Annotated in this window: 16 protein-coding genes; 13 read left to right on the forward strand and 3 right to left on the reverse strand. The window is 59.6% G+C overall.

The features are described from left to right. The first annotated feature begins 12 nt into the window (after nucleotides 1–12). The 10 genes from AC1G9C_RS21360 (at nucleotide 13) to AC1G9C_RS21405 (ending at nucleotide 7985) form a co-directional block, all read left to right on the forward strand. Nucleotides 13–840 carry a M90 family metallopeptidase gene (locus AC1G9C_RS21360; protein ID WP_021444771.1) on the forward strand — a complete coding sequence of 276 codons (828 nt, stop codon included), beginning with the start codon at nucleotides 13–15 and terminating at the stop codon, nucleotides 838–840. A 77-nt stretch (nucleotides 841–917) separates the two neighbouring features. After that, nucleotides 918–1445, forward strand: coding sequence for an inorganic diphosphatase (gene ppa / locus AC1G9C_RS21365; protein WP_017675534.1), 528 nt, complete (start codon nucleotides 918–920; stop codon nucleotides 1443–1445). Between the two features lie 203 nt (nucleotides 1446–1648). Then, on the forward strand, nucleotides 1649–2854 hold the full coding sequence (locus tag AC1G9C_RS21370) for a tyrosine-type recombinase/integrase (RefSeq protein ID WP_480408729.1): 1206 nt from the start codon (nucleotides 1649–1651) through the stop codon (nucleotides 2852–2854). A gap of 436 nt (nucleotides 2855–3290) precedes the next feature. After that, the gene (locus AC1G9C_RS21375; RefSeq protein WP_198756663.1) at nucleotides 3291–3623 is read left to right on the forward strand and encodes a hypothetical protein; all 333 of its coding nucleotides are present in this window, start codon (nucleotides 3291–3293) and stop codon (nucleotides 3621–3623) included. A gap of 194 nt (nucleotides 3624–3817) precedes the next feature. Then, on the forward strand, nucleotides 3818–4147 hold the full coding sequence (locus AC1G9C_RS21380) for a hypothetical protein (protein WP_037051480.1): 330 nt from the start codon (nucleotides 3818–3820) through the stop codon (nucleotides 4145–4147). Nucleotides 4148–4237: 90 nt separating this feature from the next. Continuing rightward, nucleotides 4238–5206 carry a DUF932 domain-containing protein gene (locus AC1G9C_RS21385; protein ID WP_480408730.1) on the forward strand — a complete coding sequence of 323 codons (969 nt, stop codon included), beginning with the start codon at nucleotides 4238–4240 and terminating at the stop codon, nucleotides 5204–5206. A gap of 79 nt (nucleotides 5207–5285) precedes the next feature. After that, nucleotides 5286–6290: a YqaJ viral recombinase family nuclease gene (locus AC1G9C_RS21390; RefSeq protein ID WP_480408731.1), complete on the forward strand. Its 1005-nt coding sequence runs from the start codon at nucleotides 5286–5288 to the stop codon at nucleotides 6288–6290. Between the two features lie 91 nt (nucleotides 6291–6381). Next, nucleotides 6382–7332: a recombination directionality factor gene (locus AC1G9C_RS21395; RefSeq protein ID WP_074918674.1), complete on the forward strand. Its 951-nt coding sequence runs from the start codon at nucleotides 6382–6384 to the stop codon at nucleotides 7330–7332. After that, nucleotides 7304–7801, forward strand: coding sequence for a RadC family protein (gene radC, locus AC1G9C_RS21400; RefSeq protein ID WP_074918671.1), 498 nt, complete (start codon nucleotides 7304–7306; stop codon nucleotides 7799–7801). Before AC1G9C_RS21395 ends, radC begins: the two co-directional genes overlap by 29 nt. Nucleotides 7802–7811: 10 nt before the next feature. Further along, nucleotides 7812–7985, forward strand: coding sequence for a hypothetical protein (locus AC1G9C_RS21405; protein WP_009686156.1), 174 nt, complete (start codon nucleotides 7812–7814; stop codon nucleotides 7983–7985). Nucleotides 7986–8054: 69 nt separating this feature from the next. On the opposite strand, the gene AC1G9C_RS21410 is transcribed toward AC1G9C_RS21405, so the two are convergent. From AC1G9C_RS21410 to AC1G9C_RS21420, 3 genes are all read right to left on the reverse strand, one after another. Beyond that, nucleotides 8055–8336, reverse strand: a complete 282-nt coding sequence (locus AC1G9C_RS21410) for a type II toxin-antitoxin system RelE family toxin (protein ID WP_074918669.1) — start codon at nucleotides 8334–8336, stop codon at nucleotides 8055–8057. Then, nucleotides 8326–8571: a type II toxin-antitoxin system Phd/YefM family antitoxin gene (locus AC1G9C_RS21415; protein ID WP_033942931.1), complete on the reverse strand. Its 246-nt coding sequence runs from the start codon at nucleotides 8569–8571 to the stop codon at nucleotides 8326–8328. Before AC1G9C_RS21415 ends, AC1G9C_RS21410 begins: the two co-directional genes overlap by 11 nt. 184 nt (nucleotides 8572–8755) lie before the next feature. Continuing rightward, complete coding sequence (locus tag AC1G9C_RS21420; protein WP_480408732.1) at nucleotides 8756–9454, reverse strand: inovirus Gp2 family protein; 699 nt, start codon at nucleotides 9452–9454, stop codon at nucleotides 8756–8758. A gap of 927 nt (nucleotides 9455–10381) precedes the next feature. Here AC1G9C_RS21420 and AC1G9C_RS21425 point away from each other — a divergent pair. Genes AC1G9C_RS21425 through AC1G9C_RS21435 form a run of 3 tightly spaced genes read left to right on the forward strand, consistent with a single transcriptional unit; the run spans nucleotide 10382 to nucleotide 16247 of the window. Beyond that, entirely contained in the window at nucleotides 10382–11644 is a 1263-nt protein-coding gene (locus AC1G9C_RS21425; protein ID WP_480408733.1) for a TolC family protein, read from the forward strand. Then, the gene (locus AC1G9C_RS21430) at nucleotides 11641–13101 is read left to right on the forward strand and encodes an efflux RND transporter periplasmic adaptor subunit (RefSeq protein WP_003460118.1); all 1461 of its coding nucleotides are present in this window, start codon (nucleotides 11641–11643) and stop codon (nucleotides 13099–13101) included. Before AC1G9C_RS21425 ends, AC1G9C_RS21430 begins: the two co-directional genes overlap by 4 nt. Beyond that, on the forward strand, nucleotides 13098–16247 hold the full coding sequence (locus tag AC1G9C_RS21435; RefSeq protein ID WP_480408734.1) for an efflux RND transporter permease subunit: 3150 nt from the start codon (nucleotides 13098–13100) through the stop codon (nucleotides 16245–16247). The genes AC1G9C_RS21430 and AC1G9C_RS21435 overlap by 4 nt, the downstream gene beginning before the upstream one ends. Nucleotides 16248–16307: the final 60 nt, after the last annotated feature.

Here is a 16307-nt window from a genome sequence, read left to right on the forward strand (position 1 = left end):
GAGCCTTTCAGCATGTGGTCCTTCAAGGCCTGGCGCCGCCAACGCACCCTCGAACGCAACCCGATCGACCCGGCCCACTGGGCCGAGGTGCGCCGTCGCCTGCCGATCCTCGACGGCCTGGACGAGGCGGAATTGCAGCGACTGCGCGAGCGCGCCGCGCTGTTTCTCGCCAGCAAGCGCCTGACCGCCCTGCCCGGCGTCGAGCTGGGCGCGGTCGAGCGCCTGCTGCTGGCCGCGCAGGCGCAGCTGCCGCTGCTGCACCTGGGCGAGCAGGACTGGTACCGCGGCTTTCACGAGATCGTGCTGTACCCCGACGACTTCCTCAGCCCGCAGCGCCACCGCGACGCCGCCGGGGTCGAGCACGAATGGGACGACGCCCGCAGCGGCGAGGCCTGGCAGCAGGGCCCGGTGATACTCGCCTGGCCCGGCGTCGAGGCCAGCGGTGGCTGGGAGGGCTACAACCTGGTGATCCACGAACTGGCGCACAAGCTGGACATGCTCGACGGCGGCGCCAACGGCCTGCCGCCGCTGCACCGCGACATGCGCGTGCAGGATTGGGCGCAGGCCATGCAGAGTGCCTTCGACGCGCTCAACGCCGAACTGGACGCCGATCCCGACGCCGAAACCGCCATCGATCCCTACGCCGCGGAAGACCCGGCGGAGTTCTTCGCGGTGACCAGCGAATACTTCTTCAGCGCCCCGGACCTGCTGGCCGAAGCCTTCCCTGCGGTTTACCGACAACTGGCGCTGTTCTACCGCCAGGACAGCCTGGCCCGCCTGCAGCGGCTGCAGGCCGAGCACCCCGACTACCGGATGGCGACAAACGCGACCAATGGCTGAGTAAGCCGGCGTAGTCACCCCGTGCGAATGTGCCTATAATCCGCCCCACTTTTTTGGCCCTCCCTGGGAGTTCCCCCATGAGCTACAGCAAGATCCCGGCTGGCAAAGACCTGCCGAACGACATCTACGTTGCCATCGAGATCCCGGCCAACCACGCGCCGATCAAATACGAAATCGACCACGACAGCGATTGCCTGATGGTCGACCGTTTCATGGCCACGCCGATGTTCTACCCGGCCAACTACGGCTTCATCCCGCACACCCTGGCCGACGACGGCGACCCGCTGGACGTGCTGGTCGTGACCCCCTACCCGGTGGCGCCGGGTTCGGTGATCCGCGCCCGTCCGGTCGGCGTGCTGCACATGAGCGACGAAGCCGGCGGCGACGCCAAGCTGGTCGCGGTACCGCACGACAAGCTGACCGTGCTGTACAAGGACGTTCAGGAATACACCGACCTGCCGGCCCTGCTGATCGAGCAGATCAAGCACTTCTTCGAGAACTACAAGGATCTGGAGAAGGGCAAGTGGGTCAAGGTCGAAGGCTGGGGCGGCGCCGAAGAGGCCCGCGGCCTGATCAACAAGGCAGTCGCGGCTTACCAAAAATAAGCCCTGACCACCCCCTAAAAGCCGGCCACAAGCCGGCTTTTTTATTGCCCGAAGAAATCCAGCAAGATCCTACAGCCCTAGCAAATACGCGCCTTACAGCTTAGCATCCGTCCCAAGACATCCCGTAGCCATCCATAAAATCCGCAACCAAGGTGTGGGTCAGAGTGTGGGTTGAGGGGTGTGGGTTGGAGTAGGAGCGAGTAATGGGCAAGCTGACCAGCAAGACCGTAGAGTCGATAGCCAAGGCTGCAACGCCAGGAAAAACCAATGATGGCGATGGCCTGTACTTCCAGGTATCCAAGAGCGGCGGCACCAGCTGGATCTTCCGCTACAAGCTGGATGGCCGCAGCCGCGAAATGGGGCTAGGCCCCTTCCCCGCCATCACACTCAGCCAAGCCCGGCAGTTGGCCGCCGACCAACGCAAGCTCCTCGCCTCCGGAAGCGACCCACTGGCAACCCGCGATGCGGCAAAGGAAGCCAAGCGCGAGGCCGAACGCCAGGCTGCAGCGCGTCGCACGACGTTCGAGGATCTCGCTCGCGAATACCAACAGGCACATGGCGGCAGTTGGTCTGAGAAGTGGCGAAAAGGCTGGCTGCGCAAACTGGAGCTCTACGCTTTCCCGACCATGGGCAAGTTGTCGGCTGACATCATCAGCACCGAGCATGTGCTTGCTGCATTGCAACCCATCTGGGTAACCAAGACCCGGACTGCTGATGAAATCAGAGGCCAGATCGAGCAAATACTGGATGCAGCCAAGGCCAGGCGCTTACGCGAAGGGGACAATCCTGCCCGCTGGCGCGGACACCTGGACAACTTGCTGAGCAAGGCAGAGAAAAAGAAGGCCAGGCAGCGCCAGCACTTTCCAGCACTGCAATGGAAAGACACCCCGAAGCTGATAGCCGCTCTAGCAAAAATCGATACACGTGACGCCATCGCAGCCAGGCTGCTGATTCTGACCGGCGCTCGTTACCACATGATCCAACATGCTCAATGGCCCGAGTTTGACCTCGAAGCTGGCACTTGGGCACTGCCGGCTGAGCGCATGAAGATGCGAAAACCTTTCGTCATTCCTCTATCGCCCCCGGTGGTCGAGATGCTGAAAATCATGAATAAGACTCATTCAATATATCTTTTCCCTGGGCAAGGGAAGACTGGTGTCATGCATGGCAACGCCGTACGCAACCTGCTGCACAAGCTGGGGTATGCAGACATCACGAGACATGGCTTTCGATCCACCTTCCGGGACTGGGCAAACGAATGCACCAACTACCCGCGAGAGGTGTGCGAGCTTGCGCTTGCCCATGACGAACGCGACCAGACCGAGGCGGCCTATTCACGCTCGGACCTCTTGGAAAAACGCAGGGCACTAATGACTGACTGGGCCGAATTCTGCACGAGCCAACAGTGACCGTTTTCAATCACCCCTAAAGCAACACCCCTGAAACGACCTACTCTGTTAAGTGAGAGCCGATTCAGGGGTGGGCTTTCGCCCCCCATAGCGCAACGAAGTCCCATGGCTCATGACTCAAGGCCAGGTTAATCGTCAGCATGCGTAGCTTCTCAGCTACACATACTTTCAGCGTGACTTTTTCTTTGGCAGCACCAGCAATGAGTACAGCGTAAAGCTAATAAATCATGAGCACGCCAAGCATGACGCCTAACCGATATCCATGAAGCAATAGAACAAAAAACCAGCAAGGAGACCAATAATGAGAGCAGCCATATTAGTCTTGGCGACCCTGTATTCGACATCATCAATTGCAAATGGCTATTGTGAAAGCCGGGACACTCCCCGTGCAGTAATGCAGTGCTACGACGCTATAGCCCTTCCAGAAGTACAAAAGATGAAAGGCCTCTATGAAAAAATACGAAACCACCCAGCCACAACCCAAGAGGCACTACAACAACTTGAATTCGACCATCAAAACTGGGCGGGGCTCATGGATGCGAGCTGCCGTGACTCACGCTGCGGCTATATAGCCCTGGTCAATCGTAACAATGCTCTGGCCACTCGCCTCGAAGCTCTAGGTCCTGTACAGGCAGGAAATCCAGCACCCGAAAGTTGCGTGGACGCCTGGATTGCTGCCTTTAGGAAAGAGGCGGGTGAAGAAGCACTAATCGTGAACGAACAACTCAATGAATGGAATGACTGGTGTGCAAGCGGGAAACACCCATAATCTGAGGGCGACGCCGGATCTGCACACCCATGGCCGGCTACAGCCTGAAGCAGCCAACCAAAACTAAGTGCTGACTGGCTGACCGATAAAAGCTAGTGGCACCCTTGGTTTCGCAGCTGCAAAACAGCCATTCGATTCAAAAAAATCTCAGCCACACATTACTGCAATGACATCACACCAATGAGGTTCGCCCCATGTCATTGCAGTGCCCTCGCTGTCACTCCCCCAAAGTTGCTTCCTTTCATCACGCCATGAAAACTGGTGCCACCATCGGCACGGTAGGCGGTGTTGCGCGTGGCGTCAGCGCTGCCCTGGCTGGCGGCCAGGCTGGCGCAGTTATCGGCGCATTCGCCGGCCCGGTCGGCATTACCCTCGGTTCCGTATCAGGCGCCATCCTCGCCGGCCTGGCGGGAGGTGTCGCGGGCTGCGCTCTCGGTGCTCAGCTCGGTGAGTCACTCGACCGCCACGTTCTGGCCCACAACCTCTGCCTGCTCTGCGGTCATCGCTTCAACCTCCCGACCTGATCGCCCCCTCTTCTCTCATCTCAGTCGTCCGGACGGTGCTGCGCCTCGCGCGGCGCTTTATGCCGGCTTGCATCCAAAGGAATCCCTCACATGGCACATCTCGTCGAAACCATGGCCTACGCTGGCGCCACCCCGTGGCACGGCCTGGGCAATCAGCTCACTCAGAAACAACCCATCGAAGTCTGGCAGCGCGAAGCCGGTATGGACTGGCAGATCCTGGAAAGCCCCGTGCACTTCAAGTCGGACGCCATCGGCCACCTGGGCGCGATCCATTCTTTCCCCGAACAGAAGGTGCTCTATCGTTCGGACACCAAGGCACCGCTGTCGGTGGTCTCGCACCGCTACCACACCGTGCAGCCCAAGGATGTGCTGGAGTTCTACCGGGACCTGACCGAGGTCTCCGGCTACGAGCTGGAAACCGCTGGAGTGCTCAAGGGCGGTCGCAAGTTCTGGGCGCTGGCGCGAACCGGCCAAGGCGCTGCAATCAAGGGCAACGACCAAGTGAACGGCTATTTGCTGCTGGCCACTTCCTGTGACGGCACCCTCGCCACCACAGCAACGCCCACTACCATCCGGGTGGTCTGTAACAACACGCTGACCATCGCTCTGGACGGCACTAGCCGTGCAATCAAGGTGCCGCACAGCACCCGCTTCGACGGCACCCTGGTAAAGAAGCAACTTGGTATCGCCGTCTCGCAATGGGACGACTTTATGTACCGCATGCGCCACTTGGCTGAGCGCAAGGTGCAATGGCACGAGGCGCTAGGCTTTTTCATGAGCGTGATGTGCGAGACCAGCCCGACCGGCGCCCTGCCGGAGCAGCTGCCTAACGAGCGCGCTCTGCGCAAAGTGCAGGAGCTGTACGAAGGCCGTGGCCGTGGCAGCCAGCTGGACTCAGCACGCGGCACCGCCTGGGGCTTGCTCAACGCCGTGACCGAGTACGTCGATCACGAACGCAGGGCACGCAGCACCGAATACCGCCTCGATTCAGCCTGGTTCGGGCATGGCGCACAGATCAAGCAACGCGCTCTAGATACCGCCCTTCAACTGGTCGCCTGACCTTTTACTTACTCCACCCCATAACGCCCGACCCGCTTCGTTGCAGGTCGGGCGTTTCTATTTCTGCAAGGTGAACACTATGAAAGCCACTTCATTGAATCGCAGCACCAGCAAAACCCGTCCGGCTCTGCGCCTGGTCAGCACCAAGGAGCTGCCGCGCGAAGACTGGCTGCAGATCCGCAAGCAAGGTATTGGCAGTTCGGACGCTGCCGCAGCCGTAGGACTGAACCCCTACAAGTCGCAACTGGAGCTGTGGATGGAAAAGACCGGGCGTGATGCCGGCATGCCGAAGGCTGATCCTCAGGATGAGGAAAGCCCTATGTACTGGGGCAACGTGCTGGAGCCCATCGTGGCCTGGCATTACAGCAAGCGCACGAAGAACAAGGTAAGGCGCATCAATGCCGTGCTCCAACATCCGGATCCGGAGCTGCCCTGGATGCTGGCCAACATCGACCGCGAGGTGATCGGGGCGGACGACGTGCAGATCCTCGAATGCAAAACAGCCGGCATAAACGGGGCACGCCTCTGGAAGGAGGGCGTGCCGGAGTATGTGCAGCTGCAGGTGATGCACCAGCTCGCCGTCACCGGCAAGCAGGCGGCGGATGTGGCGGTACTGCTGGGTGGCCAGATGCTGGAGATCCACCGCATCGAGCGAGATGAGCAGATGATCGCTCGGCTGATCGAGCTGGAGCGAAAGTTCTGGCACTACGTGGAAACCGACACCCCACCGCCGGCCGATGGCACCGCCTCCGCTGAATCAGCCCTGCGCTGCCTCTACCCGGAGGACAACGGCCAGGTCATCGACCTCAGCCAGCATGCTGGTCTGTCAGCGGCTTACATCGAGCTGAAAGCCGTGCGTCAGTCGATTGCCGACAAGGAGAAGCGCGAGGCCGAGCTCAAGCAGATGCTGCAGCAGGCCATGGGCGATGCCAGTCGGGCGGAGTTTTCCAATGGTTACGTCAGTTGGCGCAAAGCCAAGGACAGCATCGGCCTCGATGTCGCACAGCTGCTCAAAGACAAACCGCACCTGCAGGCCAAGTACCCACTGCTGAAGCCGGGTGCACGGCGCTTCCTGGTCGGCTGAAACCAACCTCATTCATCCCTTCCCTCCCCTTGGCCAGTCCATGCAGTTCGCGCTGCGTGGCTGGCCTTTTTTCATTTCCAGGAGAATTACCATGCTCAAAGGTCTGGCTATCACTCCACCGGTACTCGGGCGGATTTCCATCGGTAAGGTCATCGAGAAGAACGGCAAACGGCTGCCGGAGAAGGATGACCAATTCACCATCACATCCCAGGTGCAGGGTAAGGACGGCTGGCTGCTGCACCCGCTCAATGACGAGCTGCGCCAGGGCAAGGACGACAAGCTGCGCAGCATTCCGGTACGGCTTCTGTTCAACGAACCGGAGCTGAATTTCCGAGCTGACTACACGCTGTTCGACCGACAGTCCGGACGCCCAATCTGCGTGGGCAATGGTGAAACCTGCAAGCGGGTCACTCAGGACGGCATGCAGTCACTGCCCTGCCCGTCACCGGATGCCTGCCCACTGGCCAAAGGCGGTGCCTGTAAGCCCTACGGCCGACTGAATGTGGTCATTGGTGATGAGGATCCGCTGGGCAGCTTCGTGTTCCGCACCACCGGCTTCAACAGCATCCGCACCCTCGCCGCTCGCCTGCATTACTTCCAGGCCATCTCGGGCAACCGCCTGGCCTGCCTGCCACTGGAACTACGTCTACGTGGTAAGTCGACTCGCCAGAGCCATGGCACGCCGATCTTCTACGCCGATCTGACGGTACGTGGTGGCATGGACATGTCTGAAGCACTGGTGTCCGCCAGTGAACTCGATTCGCGGCGGCAAGCTGCCGGCTTCAATCAAGCAGCGTTGGATGAGGCTGCACGACGCGGCTTCGGCAACGGAGCCTTCGAGGACAGCGAGGAGGATGCCAGCGCCATCGTGGAAGAGTTCTACCCCGAGGGTGAAGCTCCTGCTGCAGCAACAATTTCCCAACTCAACCCCACCAAACCCAGCCTGGCTGAAAAGCTCGATGCACAGGCTGCTCGTCACACCCCACCCACAGACCAAGACCAAGGAGGCCGCCATGCACCTGCACAAGCTGAAAGCCAGTGACACGGCCGGCACCTACTTGGTCGAGTCCCCGGTGACGGAAAACGACATCCTGCTGATGGCCAGGCAACTGGCCAGCCTGCGCCTGCGCAAGGGACGTGCACTGACCTCGCCTAAGGAGGCGTTCAGTCACCTGCAGACGCTGCTGGCTGATTATGAGCACGAGGTTTTTGCACTGCTCATGCTCGACAGCCGACACCGGGTGATTGCGTTCGAGGAAGTGTTTCGCGGAACCCTGGATGGAGCCAGCGTCTACCCACGGGAAATCGTGAAGATCGCCTTGGAACACAACGCAGCGGCAATCATCCTGGTACACAACCACCCCTCAGGTGATCCCGAGCCCAGCCAGGCGGATCGCAATCTCACCACGAAACTGCAGGACGCACTGAATCTGGTCGGAGTCAGAACGCTCGATCACGTTGTGGTAGGCCAGGAGGATTGTGTGTCGTTGGCTGAGCGCGGCTACCTGTAAGGAGGTGCCAATGAAACTGCTGCTACGGACTGTTGCCTCGGCATTCATGTTTGCCGGGATCTTGGCCGGTTGTCTGGCGATATTGCTGCTGATGATTCTGATGGTGCGCTTTCCACCATTGCTGATTGCCGTGGTGTTGGCGTGCTGGATCTACCGGAAGCAGAAAGTAAGAATGAACCCTTGAACGGTGAGCCAGCGTGGGTAGTCGAAAGACTGCCTGCAATGGCTCTCACTTCTTCTTTTGCCCTGGTAGCTAACGCTTACCTGCTGCCTTGTAAGCTGCACTTCGTTCACGCTTGCCCACTGCGACCACAATCACAACCACCCGATCATCTTCGACCCGATACACCAAACGATAGCCTGCTGTTCGGAGCTTGATCTTGTAGTGCCCAGGCAGATCCCTGAGGGCATCAGCCTGTACCTTTGGTGCTTCCAGCCGCTCACGCAGTTTTTTCTTTGCCTGCTCACGCACTGTATGACCCAGCTTCTCCCATTCCTTCAGCGCTGAGGGCAGGAACTCGAGCTTATAGGTCATCCAGGTTCACCGGCACCCCCTTCTCACCGGAGCGTGCATTAACGACATCGATCAGATCCAGATCGTCCAGACGGTCCAGCATCTGCTCGTACAGCTCGGCTGGCACCATGTACCCCATCACGCGGTTATGATTGAGAACGGCGACCGGCATGCCACCAGCACCAGCCATAACACCGGTGGGGTTTTTCTTCAGCTCAGAAACGCTCACTGCAACGTCAGCCAAAACACTCTGCATACCATAGCTCCTTTTTTAGGTCTTTATTTTGGTCTTAAGGTGCATAGCATAGCAAGGCATCCCCATGGGCAATCTTCCAAATGGCACGAGGCGTCCAATTTTGAACCGCCGCCATCTGGGAGAACTGATTGCCCTGAAGCCTCCCATTGAGCTGTGAGCCCATGCGGCTTGCGCGGACTGCTCCCTACCCCCGACTGGTCTCGAAACTCCGCTGACGATCGCCGTAGGACTTGGTCGCTTTCTTACACAGGTAGCTGGCTCGTTTGAACAGCTCAGGCAGCTCATCGAACTCGTCTCGACGAATTTCTCGATTGATAAAGTACTCAGGATTCTTTGGCCTATGGACCAGCCCCCTAACCTGATCAGCTGATAATCCAAGTACACTGGCCCAAGACTCTTCAATCCGTCTGAACATGTTAATCCGTTCAGAACCTATCCGGCCTAGCCTGTAATAGGCATCACGGTTCAAAAGAATCAGTAGGTGGTAATGGCGACGACCTCTCTGACCGATCTCTTTCGACCAGACGTATCGTACTTTGCAACCACGCGAGTAACCACGCTCAGCCACGCGCTCCTGGTGGTACTGGATCTTCTTCGTAAACGATTCGAAGAACTTGCTTATGACCTTGTTCGTATAGGCGTACTCGGGTAGCTCGATAGCATTAGGCACATAAAGATCTACTCTGAAGGCAAGTACTCTAGGGTACTCAGCCATGGCTAAGTCGATGGTATGTTTGAGATCATAAAGGTATTCCAGAGCAAAGGGGACTACTTCTGCCTGGATAGGAAAACCTTCAAAGGTCTCCCCGTAGTGCAAATGAAGATTGGTATTATCGGGATGACGTAGTGGGGAGTGCTGGGTTGTAGCGATATCGTTGACCATGGTTATGACTCCAGTTAATTTGACTCATAACACACATGCCATTATTAAATATTTAATACACCCTACACCCTCCACCCTTAACACCCGCACCATGCTAGATAAGTTTAATAGTTATCAATAAAATAATAATACTCCCGCCGCAAAATAAATAAGCAGAAAGCCCAGCAAACACGAAGGGTGCTATAGATAAAACAAAGCAATTACAGAGCTTTTAACAATCAATACAATTTCGGAATTAAATTATCCAAATTATCCAAAAATAATACGCTGATCCATGTAGTTAATTATAGAGTGATTATAGAATCCTCTTTGGCCTGAACTCTATCGCTTGCTCGATTGAAATCTCACCCGCTACAAAATCAGCTCGCCCTGTGAGACCAGACACTCTATTTGATCCAAATCAACGAAGTGCTGTTATCGTCAAAAGGAGCATTCATGGCTCGGGGGCAATCTGCTATCGTCGGCCTATTGCCCCGCCTGGTGAATTGCTGTGCGTCGGATTGGATTGATCCTGCTAATGATTGCTAGCCTCGTGCTGCCGACCTTCGGCGGTGTGGCTTTCAGCATGCCGGCACAACCTTGCCCGATGCAGAGCGCCGATCATCAGGGCCATGCAATGGCCGATGCTCCGTGCTGCGAGCAAATGGACAAGTCTGATGGGGTGGCCAAGAAGTCCCCTTGCAAACCCGGCCAGGAATGCAAGACCGGAGGACTTCTCCAGACCACCGTGATCAAGAGCATATCCCCTCTCCCCTCACGCCCCGAGATATTGCTGACCCAGTCGGTGATTAAGCGAGAGCCCGCAGGACTCTGGCGCCCTCCTCGTTTCGTCTAATGCAGTGATCATCCCGCGCCTTACAGTCAGGCGCATCGTCGCGGTCACGTTTCGTAGTCGCGACTTCGATCAATCGCATTGGAGGCGAAAGCATGTCCGCTTTCCTTTTTCCACGCCGTGGCTTTCTCGGTGTGTTGGCTGCCGCATTCTGGGCAGCTCCCTGGCTTGCCGCGCAGGCGCAGCCCCTAACTTTCGAACGAGCCCAAGCTCTGGCCGAGCAGAGTGCCCCTGAGAACCTCGCGCGCCAGGCGCAGGTGGCATCGGCACAGCAGGCTGTCGAGCCCGCAGACGCCCTGCCCGATCCCAAGCTGATTCTAGGCATCGACAACCTGCCGATCGAAGGCCCTGACCGTTACACACTTAATCGTGACTCCATGACCATGCGCCGCATTGGACTCATGCAGGAGGTACCAAACGGCGACAAGCGTCTGGCCCGTCGCCAACTGGCCGAAGCCTCCATGACGCGGGCCGAGGCCGAGCAGCGTGCCATGCAGTTGGAAATCAAGCGCCAGACGGCAGTGAGCTGGCTGGACGTGTACTACGCCGAACGCAGTGTTGGCCTCTTCGATCAACTGGACCGTCAGATCGAGATGCTCCGCTCGACCGTGCAATCGCTAATTGCCGGCGGTAGTGCTCAGCCTGGCGAGCTGTTGCAGGCCGACCAGGAAGCTTTGGCGTTACAAGATCGGCGAGATGAACTGAATCGCGATGTGGCAGTAGCTCGTGCCAAGCTGCGCCGCTGGATAGGCAACGAGGCTGACCAGCCTTTGCAAGGAGGTGTTCCCAATCTGAACCTGGTGGCACCGCACCTGCAGCAACGCATTGCCTCACACCCTGAGTTGCGCGCTGCCTCCGCCCGAGTCGGCGAGGCTAGCGCCGAGCTGAACGAGGCCATCGCCGAGAAGACCCCCGACTGGGGTGTTGAGTTTGCCTACAACAATCGCGACAACCAGTTCGGCGATATGGTGATGGTGCAATTCACGTTCGACCTGCCGTTGTTCGTAGGCACACGTCAGGGGCCCAAGATCAACGCCAGACAACAAAGCGTGTCGCAGATGGAAGCCGAGCAGGAAGCATTACTGCGCGCCCATCAGGCTGAGCTGGAAGGCGGTATTGCCGAGCTTGAGCAACTGCGCAGGACCTTGTCACGCACCGAAAAAACCTTGATCCCGCTTGCAAGCAAACGTGCCGATCTCGAACTGGCCGCCTACCAAGCCGGTAACAGCCAGCTCACATCCGTTATTACTGCCCAGCGCGACCTGATTGAGGCGCAGCTGCGGCAGATTGAACAGCAGCGCAAGTTGAGCCAGCTCTCCGCAAGCCTGTACTACGCCTATGTGGAGGGCCTGAAATGAAGATATCGACATTTGGTTTTGCGGTCGCCGTGCTGACCGTGGGCATTGGCGCGGCGGGCGGTGGCTACTGGCTGGCCCAGCGGCAAGCCAAACACGAGCTACTGCCTAGCTCCGCACCGACGGACGAGCGCAAGGTGCTCTATTGGTACGACCCTATGCAGCCTGAGCAGCGCTTCGATAAACCGGGCAAGTCACCTTTCATGGATATGGAACTTGTCCCTAAATACGCAGGATCCGAGCAGGATCCGTCTGTCCTGAGCATCCCCGCTCAAGCCGTGCAGAACCTCGGAATGCGAACCTCGATGGTGATCCGAGGTGTACTGCCCTCGGATATCGAGGCGGTGGGTTCCCTGGCCTATAACCAGCGAGAAGTGGCGAACCTCCAGGCCCGCGCCGGCGGATTCGTCGAGCGGGTTTACGGTCGCGCCCCGGGCGATGTGCTGCCTGCCGGAGCCCCCCTGGTCGACCTGCTGATTCCCGAATGGTCCGCCGCGCAGTTGGAGTTCCTGGCGGTACTGCGTACCGCTGACACTCGCTTGATAAGTGCGGCCCAAGAGCGCCTGCGCCTGCTTGGCATGCCTCAAACGTTGATCGAGCAGGTCCGCCGCAGCGGCAAACCACGGGCGGTGCAAACCCTCACCACACCTATCAGCGGCGAGCTCCAAGCCTTGCAGGTACGCGCCGGGATGACCGTCGAAGCCGGGCAGGATCTGGCGTTGATTAACGGGCTATCCAGTGTCTGGCTCGATGCGGCGATACCCGAGGCCATGGCCGGAAGTATCCAGGTCGGGGACGAGATCCGCGCCAACCTGACGGCCTTTCCTGATCGACCGCTGCTGGGCCGCGTCATAGCCTTGCTGCCGAGTGCCGATCCGCAAACACGCACGCTCACGGTACGCAGCGAGCTACCCAACCCTGCCGGTAAGTTGCGCCCCGGCATGTTCGCCGCCGTACGCCTGAACAGTGCCGTCGAACAATCCACGCTTCTTGTGCCGAGTGAAGCCGTGATTCGCACCGGGAAGCGTGCGTTGGTGATGCTGGTAGAAGGCGATGGGCGCTACCGCCCCCTGGAAATAACCTTGGGCCGCGAGGCTGATGGGCGTCTGGAGGTGTTGTCCGGTCTTGAGGAGGGTCAGGCGGTCGTTACCTCCGGCCAGTTCCTCATCGATTCGGAGGCCAGCCTACAGGGTGTCATGGCCAGCCATGCCGAGCAGGACAATAAGAAGGAACTACATGAGGCCCATGGTGTGATTCGTGCTCTGGACGCGGAGTCAGTCACCCTGGAGCACGGGCCCTTCGAGAGCCTGAATATGCCAGGTATGACCATGGCTTTTCCATTGGTCAGCTCAGAAGTAGCTGTGGGACTTAAGCCAGGAGATCACGTACGTATCGGCGCCCGCCAGAAAAACTCCGGCCTGATGATCGAGCAGCTCAGCAAGGAAGGAGACCAGCCATGATCGCACGCCTGATCCACTGGTCTATCGGCAATCGCTTTCTGGTGCTGCTGGCGACCCTGTTCATCACCGCCCTGGGCATCTGGTCGCTGCGCAACACGCCGTTGGATGCACTGCCGGATCTGTCCGACACCCAGGTCATCATCCGCACAAGCTTCCCCGGGCAGGCACCGCAGATTGTCGAGAACCAGGTGACCTACCCGCTGGCCACCACCATGCTCTCGGTGCCGGGGGCGAAGACAGTGCGCGGCTACTCGTTCTTCGGCGACTCCTTCGTTTATGTGCTGTTCGAGGACGATACCGACCTCTACTGGGCACGCTCGCGGGTGCTGGAGTACCTCAACCAGGCGCAGGAACGCCTGCCCGAGGGTGTTACCACCACCCTTGGGCCGGATGCCACCGGCGTGGGCTGGATCTACCAGTACGCCTTGGTCGACCGCAGCGGCCAGCATGATCTTGCCCAGCTGCGGGCACTGCAGGACTGGTTCCTTAAGTACGAACTCAAGAGCCTGCCCAACGTAGCCGAAGTGGCCACCCTCGGCGGCATGGTCAAGCAATACCAAGTGCTGCTCGATCCCCAGAAGCTGGTGGCTTATGGGGTAACTCAGCAGGAGGTCGAAGCGGCGCTGAAGAGCGCCAATCAGGAAACCGGCGGCGCCATCCTGGAGCTGGCAGAGCGCGAGTACATGGTCCGGGCTTCAGGCTATCTAGAGAGCCTGGCGGATTTCCGCAATGTGCCGCTGCGGGCTTCGGCCAGCGGAGTTCCGGTGCTGCTGGGTCAGGTGGCCACCATTCAGTTGGGGCCAGAGATGCGTCGTGGCATTGCCGAGCTGGATGGCCAGGGTGAAGTTGTAGGTGGCGTGGTCATCTTGCGCTCCGGAAAGAATGCCCGCGATACCATCGCCGCGGTGAAGACCAAGCTGGACAGCCTGAAGGGCAGCTTGCCGGCCGGCGTCGAGGTGGTCACCACCTATGACCGTTCGCAATTGATCGACCGCGCCATCGATAACCTCAGCTACAAGCTGCTGGAAGAGTTCGCGGTGGTTGCCCTGGTTTGCCTGATCTTCCTCTGGCACCTGCGCTCGTCGCTGGTCGCGATCATCACCCTGCCCCTGGGCATCCTGATGGCCTTCATCGTCATGCGCTACCAGGGCGTCAATGCCAACATCATGTCGCTCGGCGGGATCGCAATCGCCATCGGCGCCATGGTCGATGCCGCCGTGGTGATGATCGAGAACGCGCACAAGCACATCGAGGCCTGGAAGGCTCGACACCCCGGTGAACCGCTTCAGGGCGAGGCGCACTGGCGGGTGATCGGCGAAGCTGCGGCCGAGGTCGGGCCGGCGCTGTTCTTCAGCCTTTTGATCATCACCCTGTCTTTCCTCCCGGTCTTCACCCTGGAGGCCCAGGAGGGTCGCCTGTTTGGCCCGCTGGCATTCACCAAGACCTATGCCATGGCTGCCGCTGCTGGCCTCTCGATCACCTTAGTACCGGTGCTGATGGGCTATTGGATTCGTGGGCATATCCCCAGCGAACAACAGAACCCCTTGAACCGCTGGCTGATCGGCGCATACCGGCCGGTACTGGAGTGGGTGCTGGCTTGGCCAAAAGTGACCCTGGCGCTGGCCGTGCTGGTCTTTTTGTCCAGCCTCTGGCCCCTCAGCAGACTCGGAGGAGAGTTTCTGCCGCCCATGGACGAGGGCGACCTGTTGTACATGCCCTCGGCCCTGCCCGGCTTGCCGGCGAGCAAGGCGACCCAACTGCTGCAGCAGACCAACCGGATGATCCTCACGGTGCCGGAAGTGGCGCGGGTGTTCGGCAAGGCCGGGCGAGCGGAGACGGCCACCGACCCGGCGCCGCTGGAAATGTTCGAGACCACGGTGCAGTTCAAGCCGCGCGAGCAATGGCGTGCGGGCATGACGCCGGAAAAGCTGATCGAGGAGCTGGACCGCGCGGTGAAGGTCCCCGGGCTGTCCAATATCTGGGTGCCGCCCATCCGCAACCGCATCGACATGCTGGCGACGGGGATCAAGAGCCCCATTGGGGTGAAGGTCTCCGGAACCTCCTTGGTCGACATCGAGCGCATAACGCGCGATATCGAGGCCGTGGCCAAAGAGGTGCCTGGGGTGAGTTCGGCCTTGGCAGAACGCCTGACCGGAGGTCGCTATGTGGATATCCAGATCGATCGGCTGGCCGCGGCGCGCTATGGCCTGAGCATCGCCGATCTGCAGACGGTGGTATCGGGCGCCATCGGCGGCAGCAATATAGGCGAGACGGTTGAAGGACTGGCCCGCTTCCCGATCAACCTGCGCTATCCCAAGGAGTGGCGAGACAGTCCGCAGGCACTACGGCGTATGCCGATCCTCACTCCAGCCGGCCAGCAGATCACCTTGGGCACCGTCGCCCAGGTAACTCTGACCGAAGGGCCGCCGATGCTGCGCAGCGAGAACGGGCGACTGTCCGGCTGGGTCTATGTCGATGTCCGTGGGCGCGACCTGGCCTCGACCGTGCGCGAGCTGCAGCAGCGCGTCGCCGAGCGGGTACAACTCGACGCCGGCATGACCGTCTCCTACTCCGGTCAGTTCGAGTTTCTGGAGCGCGCCAATGCGCGGCTGGCCTGGGTGGTGCCGGCGACTCTGTTGATTATCTTCGTGCTGCTCTACCTGACTTTCAGCCGCTTCGGCGAGGCCCTGCTGATCATGGCCACCCTGCCCTTCGCCCTATCGGGCGGCATCTGGCTGCTCTACTGGTTCGGCTTCAACCTGTCGGTGGCCACCGGCGTGGGCTTCATTGCCCTGGCCGGCGTCTCGGCCGAGTTCGGGGTGATCATGCTGCTGTACCTGAAGAACGCCTGGCATGCGCGTGTGGATACCGGGCGCAGCGGTGATCCGGCCCTACTGGAGGCAATTCGTGAAGGCGCGGTGCTGCGTGTGCGGCCCAAGGTGATGACGGTGGCCGTGATCATCGCCGGCCTGTTGCCAATCCTCTGGGGCGGAGGTGCCGGATCTGAGGTGATGAAGCGCATCGCCGCGCCCATGGTCGGCGGCATGATTACCGCGCCGCTGATGTCCATGTTGGTTTTGCCGGCCGCGTACTGGCTGATGCGTCGACAGGGCAAACGAAAGAGTTACTCACCACAGGAGCTATAGCTCTGAGTGTTCAGGAGAGCCCCTCCGCCAGATGACGAAAAGGGGCTTATCTGCCTTAAA

The organism is Pseudomonas sp. ABa2 (assembly GCF_056676075.1).

Bases quoted from the DNA above. Each gene is read 5' to 3' on its own strand.
- AC1G9C_RS21415 (WP_033942931.1), bottom strand. From the start codon at position 8,571: ATGCAGAGTGTTTTGGCTGACGTTGCAGTGAGCGTTTCTGAGCTGAAG.
- AC1G9C_RS21430 (WP_003460118.1), top strand. From the start codon at position 11,641: ATGAAGATATCGACATTTGGTTTTGCGGTCGCCGTGCTGACCGTGGGC.
- AC1G9C_RS21395 (WP_074918674.1), top strand. From the start codon at position 6,382: ATGCTCAAAGGTCTGGCTATCACTCCACCGGTACTCGGGCGGATTTCC.
- AC1G9C_RS21405 (WP_009686156.1), top strand. From the start codon at position 7,812: ATGAAACTGCTGCTACGGACTGTTGCCTCGGCATTCATGTTTGCCGGG.
- AC1G9C_RS21425 (WP_480408733.1), top strand. From the start codon at position 10,382: ATGTCCGCTTTCCTTTTTCCACGCCGTGGCTTTCTCGGTGTGTTGGCT.
- AC1G9C_RS21375 (WP_198756663.1), top strand. From the start codon at position 3,291: ATGAAAGGCCTCTATGAAAAAATACGAAACCACCCAGCCACAACCCAA.
- ppa (WP_017675534.1), top strand. From the start codon at position 918: ATGAGCTACAGCAAGATCCCGGCTGGCAAAGACCTGCCGAACGACATC.
- AC1G9C_RS21420 (WP_480408732.1), bottom strand. From the start codon at position 9,454: ATGGTCAACGATATCGCTACAACCCAGCACTCCCCACTACGTCATCCC.
- radC (WP_074918671.1), top strand. From the start codon at position 7,304: ATGCACCTGCACAAGCTGAAAGCCAGTGACACGGCCGGCACCTACTTG.
- AC1G9C_RS21370 (WP_480408729.1), top strand. From the start codon at position 1,649: ATGGGCAAGCTGACCAGCAAGACCGTAGAGTCGATAGCCAAGGCTGCA.
- AC1G9C_RS21385 (WP_480408730.1), top strand. From the start codon at position 4,238: ATGGCACATCTCGTCGAAACCATGGCCTACGCTGGCGCCACCCCGTGG.
- AC1G9C_RS21380 (WP_037051480.1), top strand. From the start codon at position 3,818: ATGTCATTGCAGTGCCCTCGCTGTCACTCCCCCAAAGTTGCTTCCTTT.
- AC1G9C_RS21435 (WP_480408734.1), top strand. From the start codon at position 13,098: ATGATCGCACGCCTGATCCACTGGTCTATCGGCAATCGCTTTCTGGTG.
- AC1G9C_RS21410 (WP_074918669.1), bottom strand. From the start codon at position 8,336: ATGACCTATAAGCTCGAGTTCCTGCCCTCAGCGCTGAAGGAATGGGAG.
- AC1G9C_RS21360 (WP_021444771.1), top strand. From the start codon at position 13: ATGTGGTCCTTCAAGGCCTGGCGCCGCCAACGCACCCTCGAACGCAAC.
- AC1G9C_RS21390 (WP_480408731.1), top strand. From the start codon at position 5,286: ATGAAAGCCACTTCATTGAATCGCAGCACCAGCAAAACCCGTCCGGCT.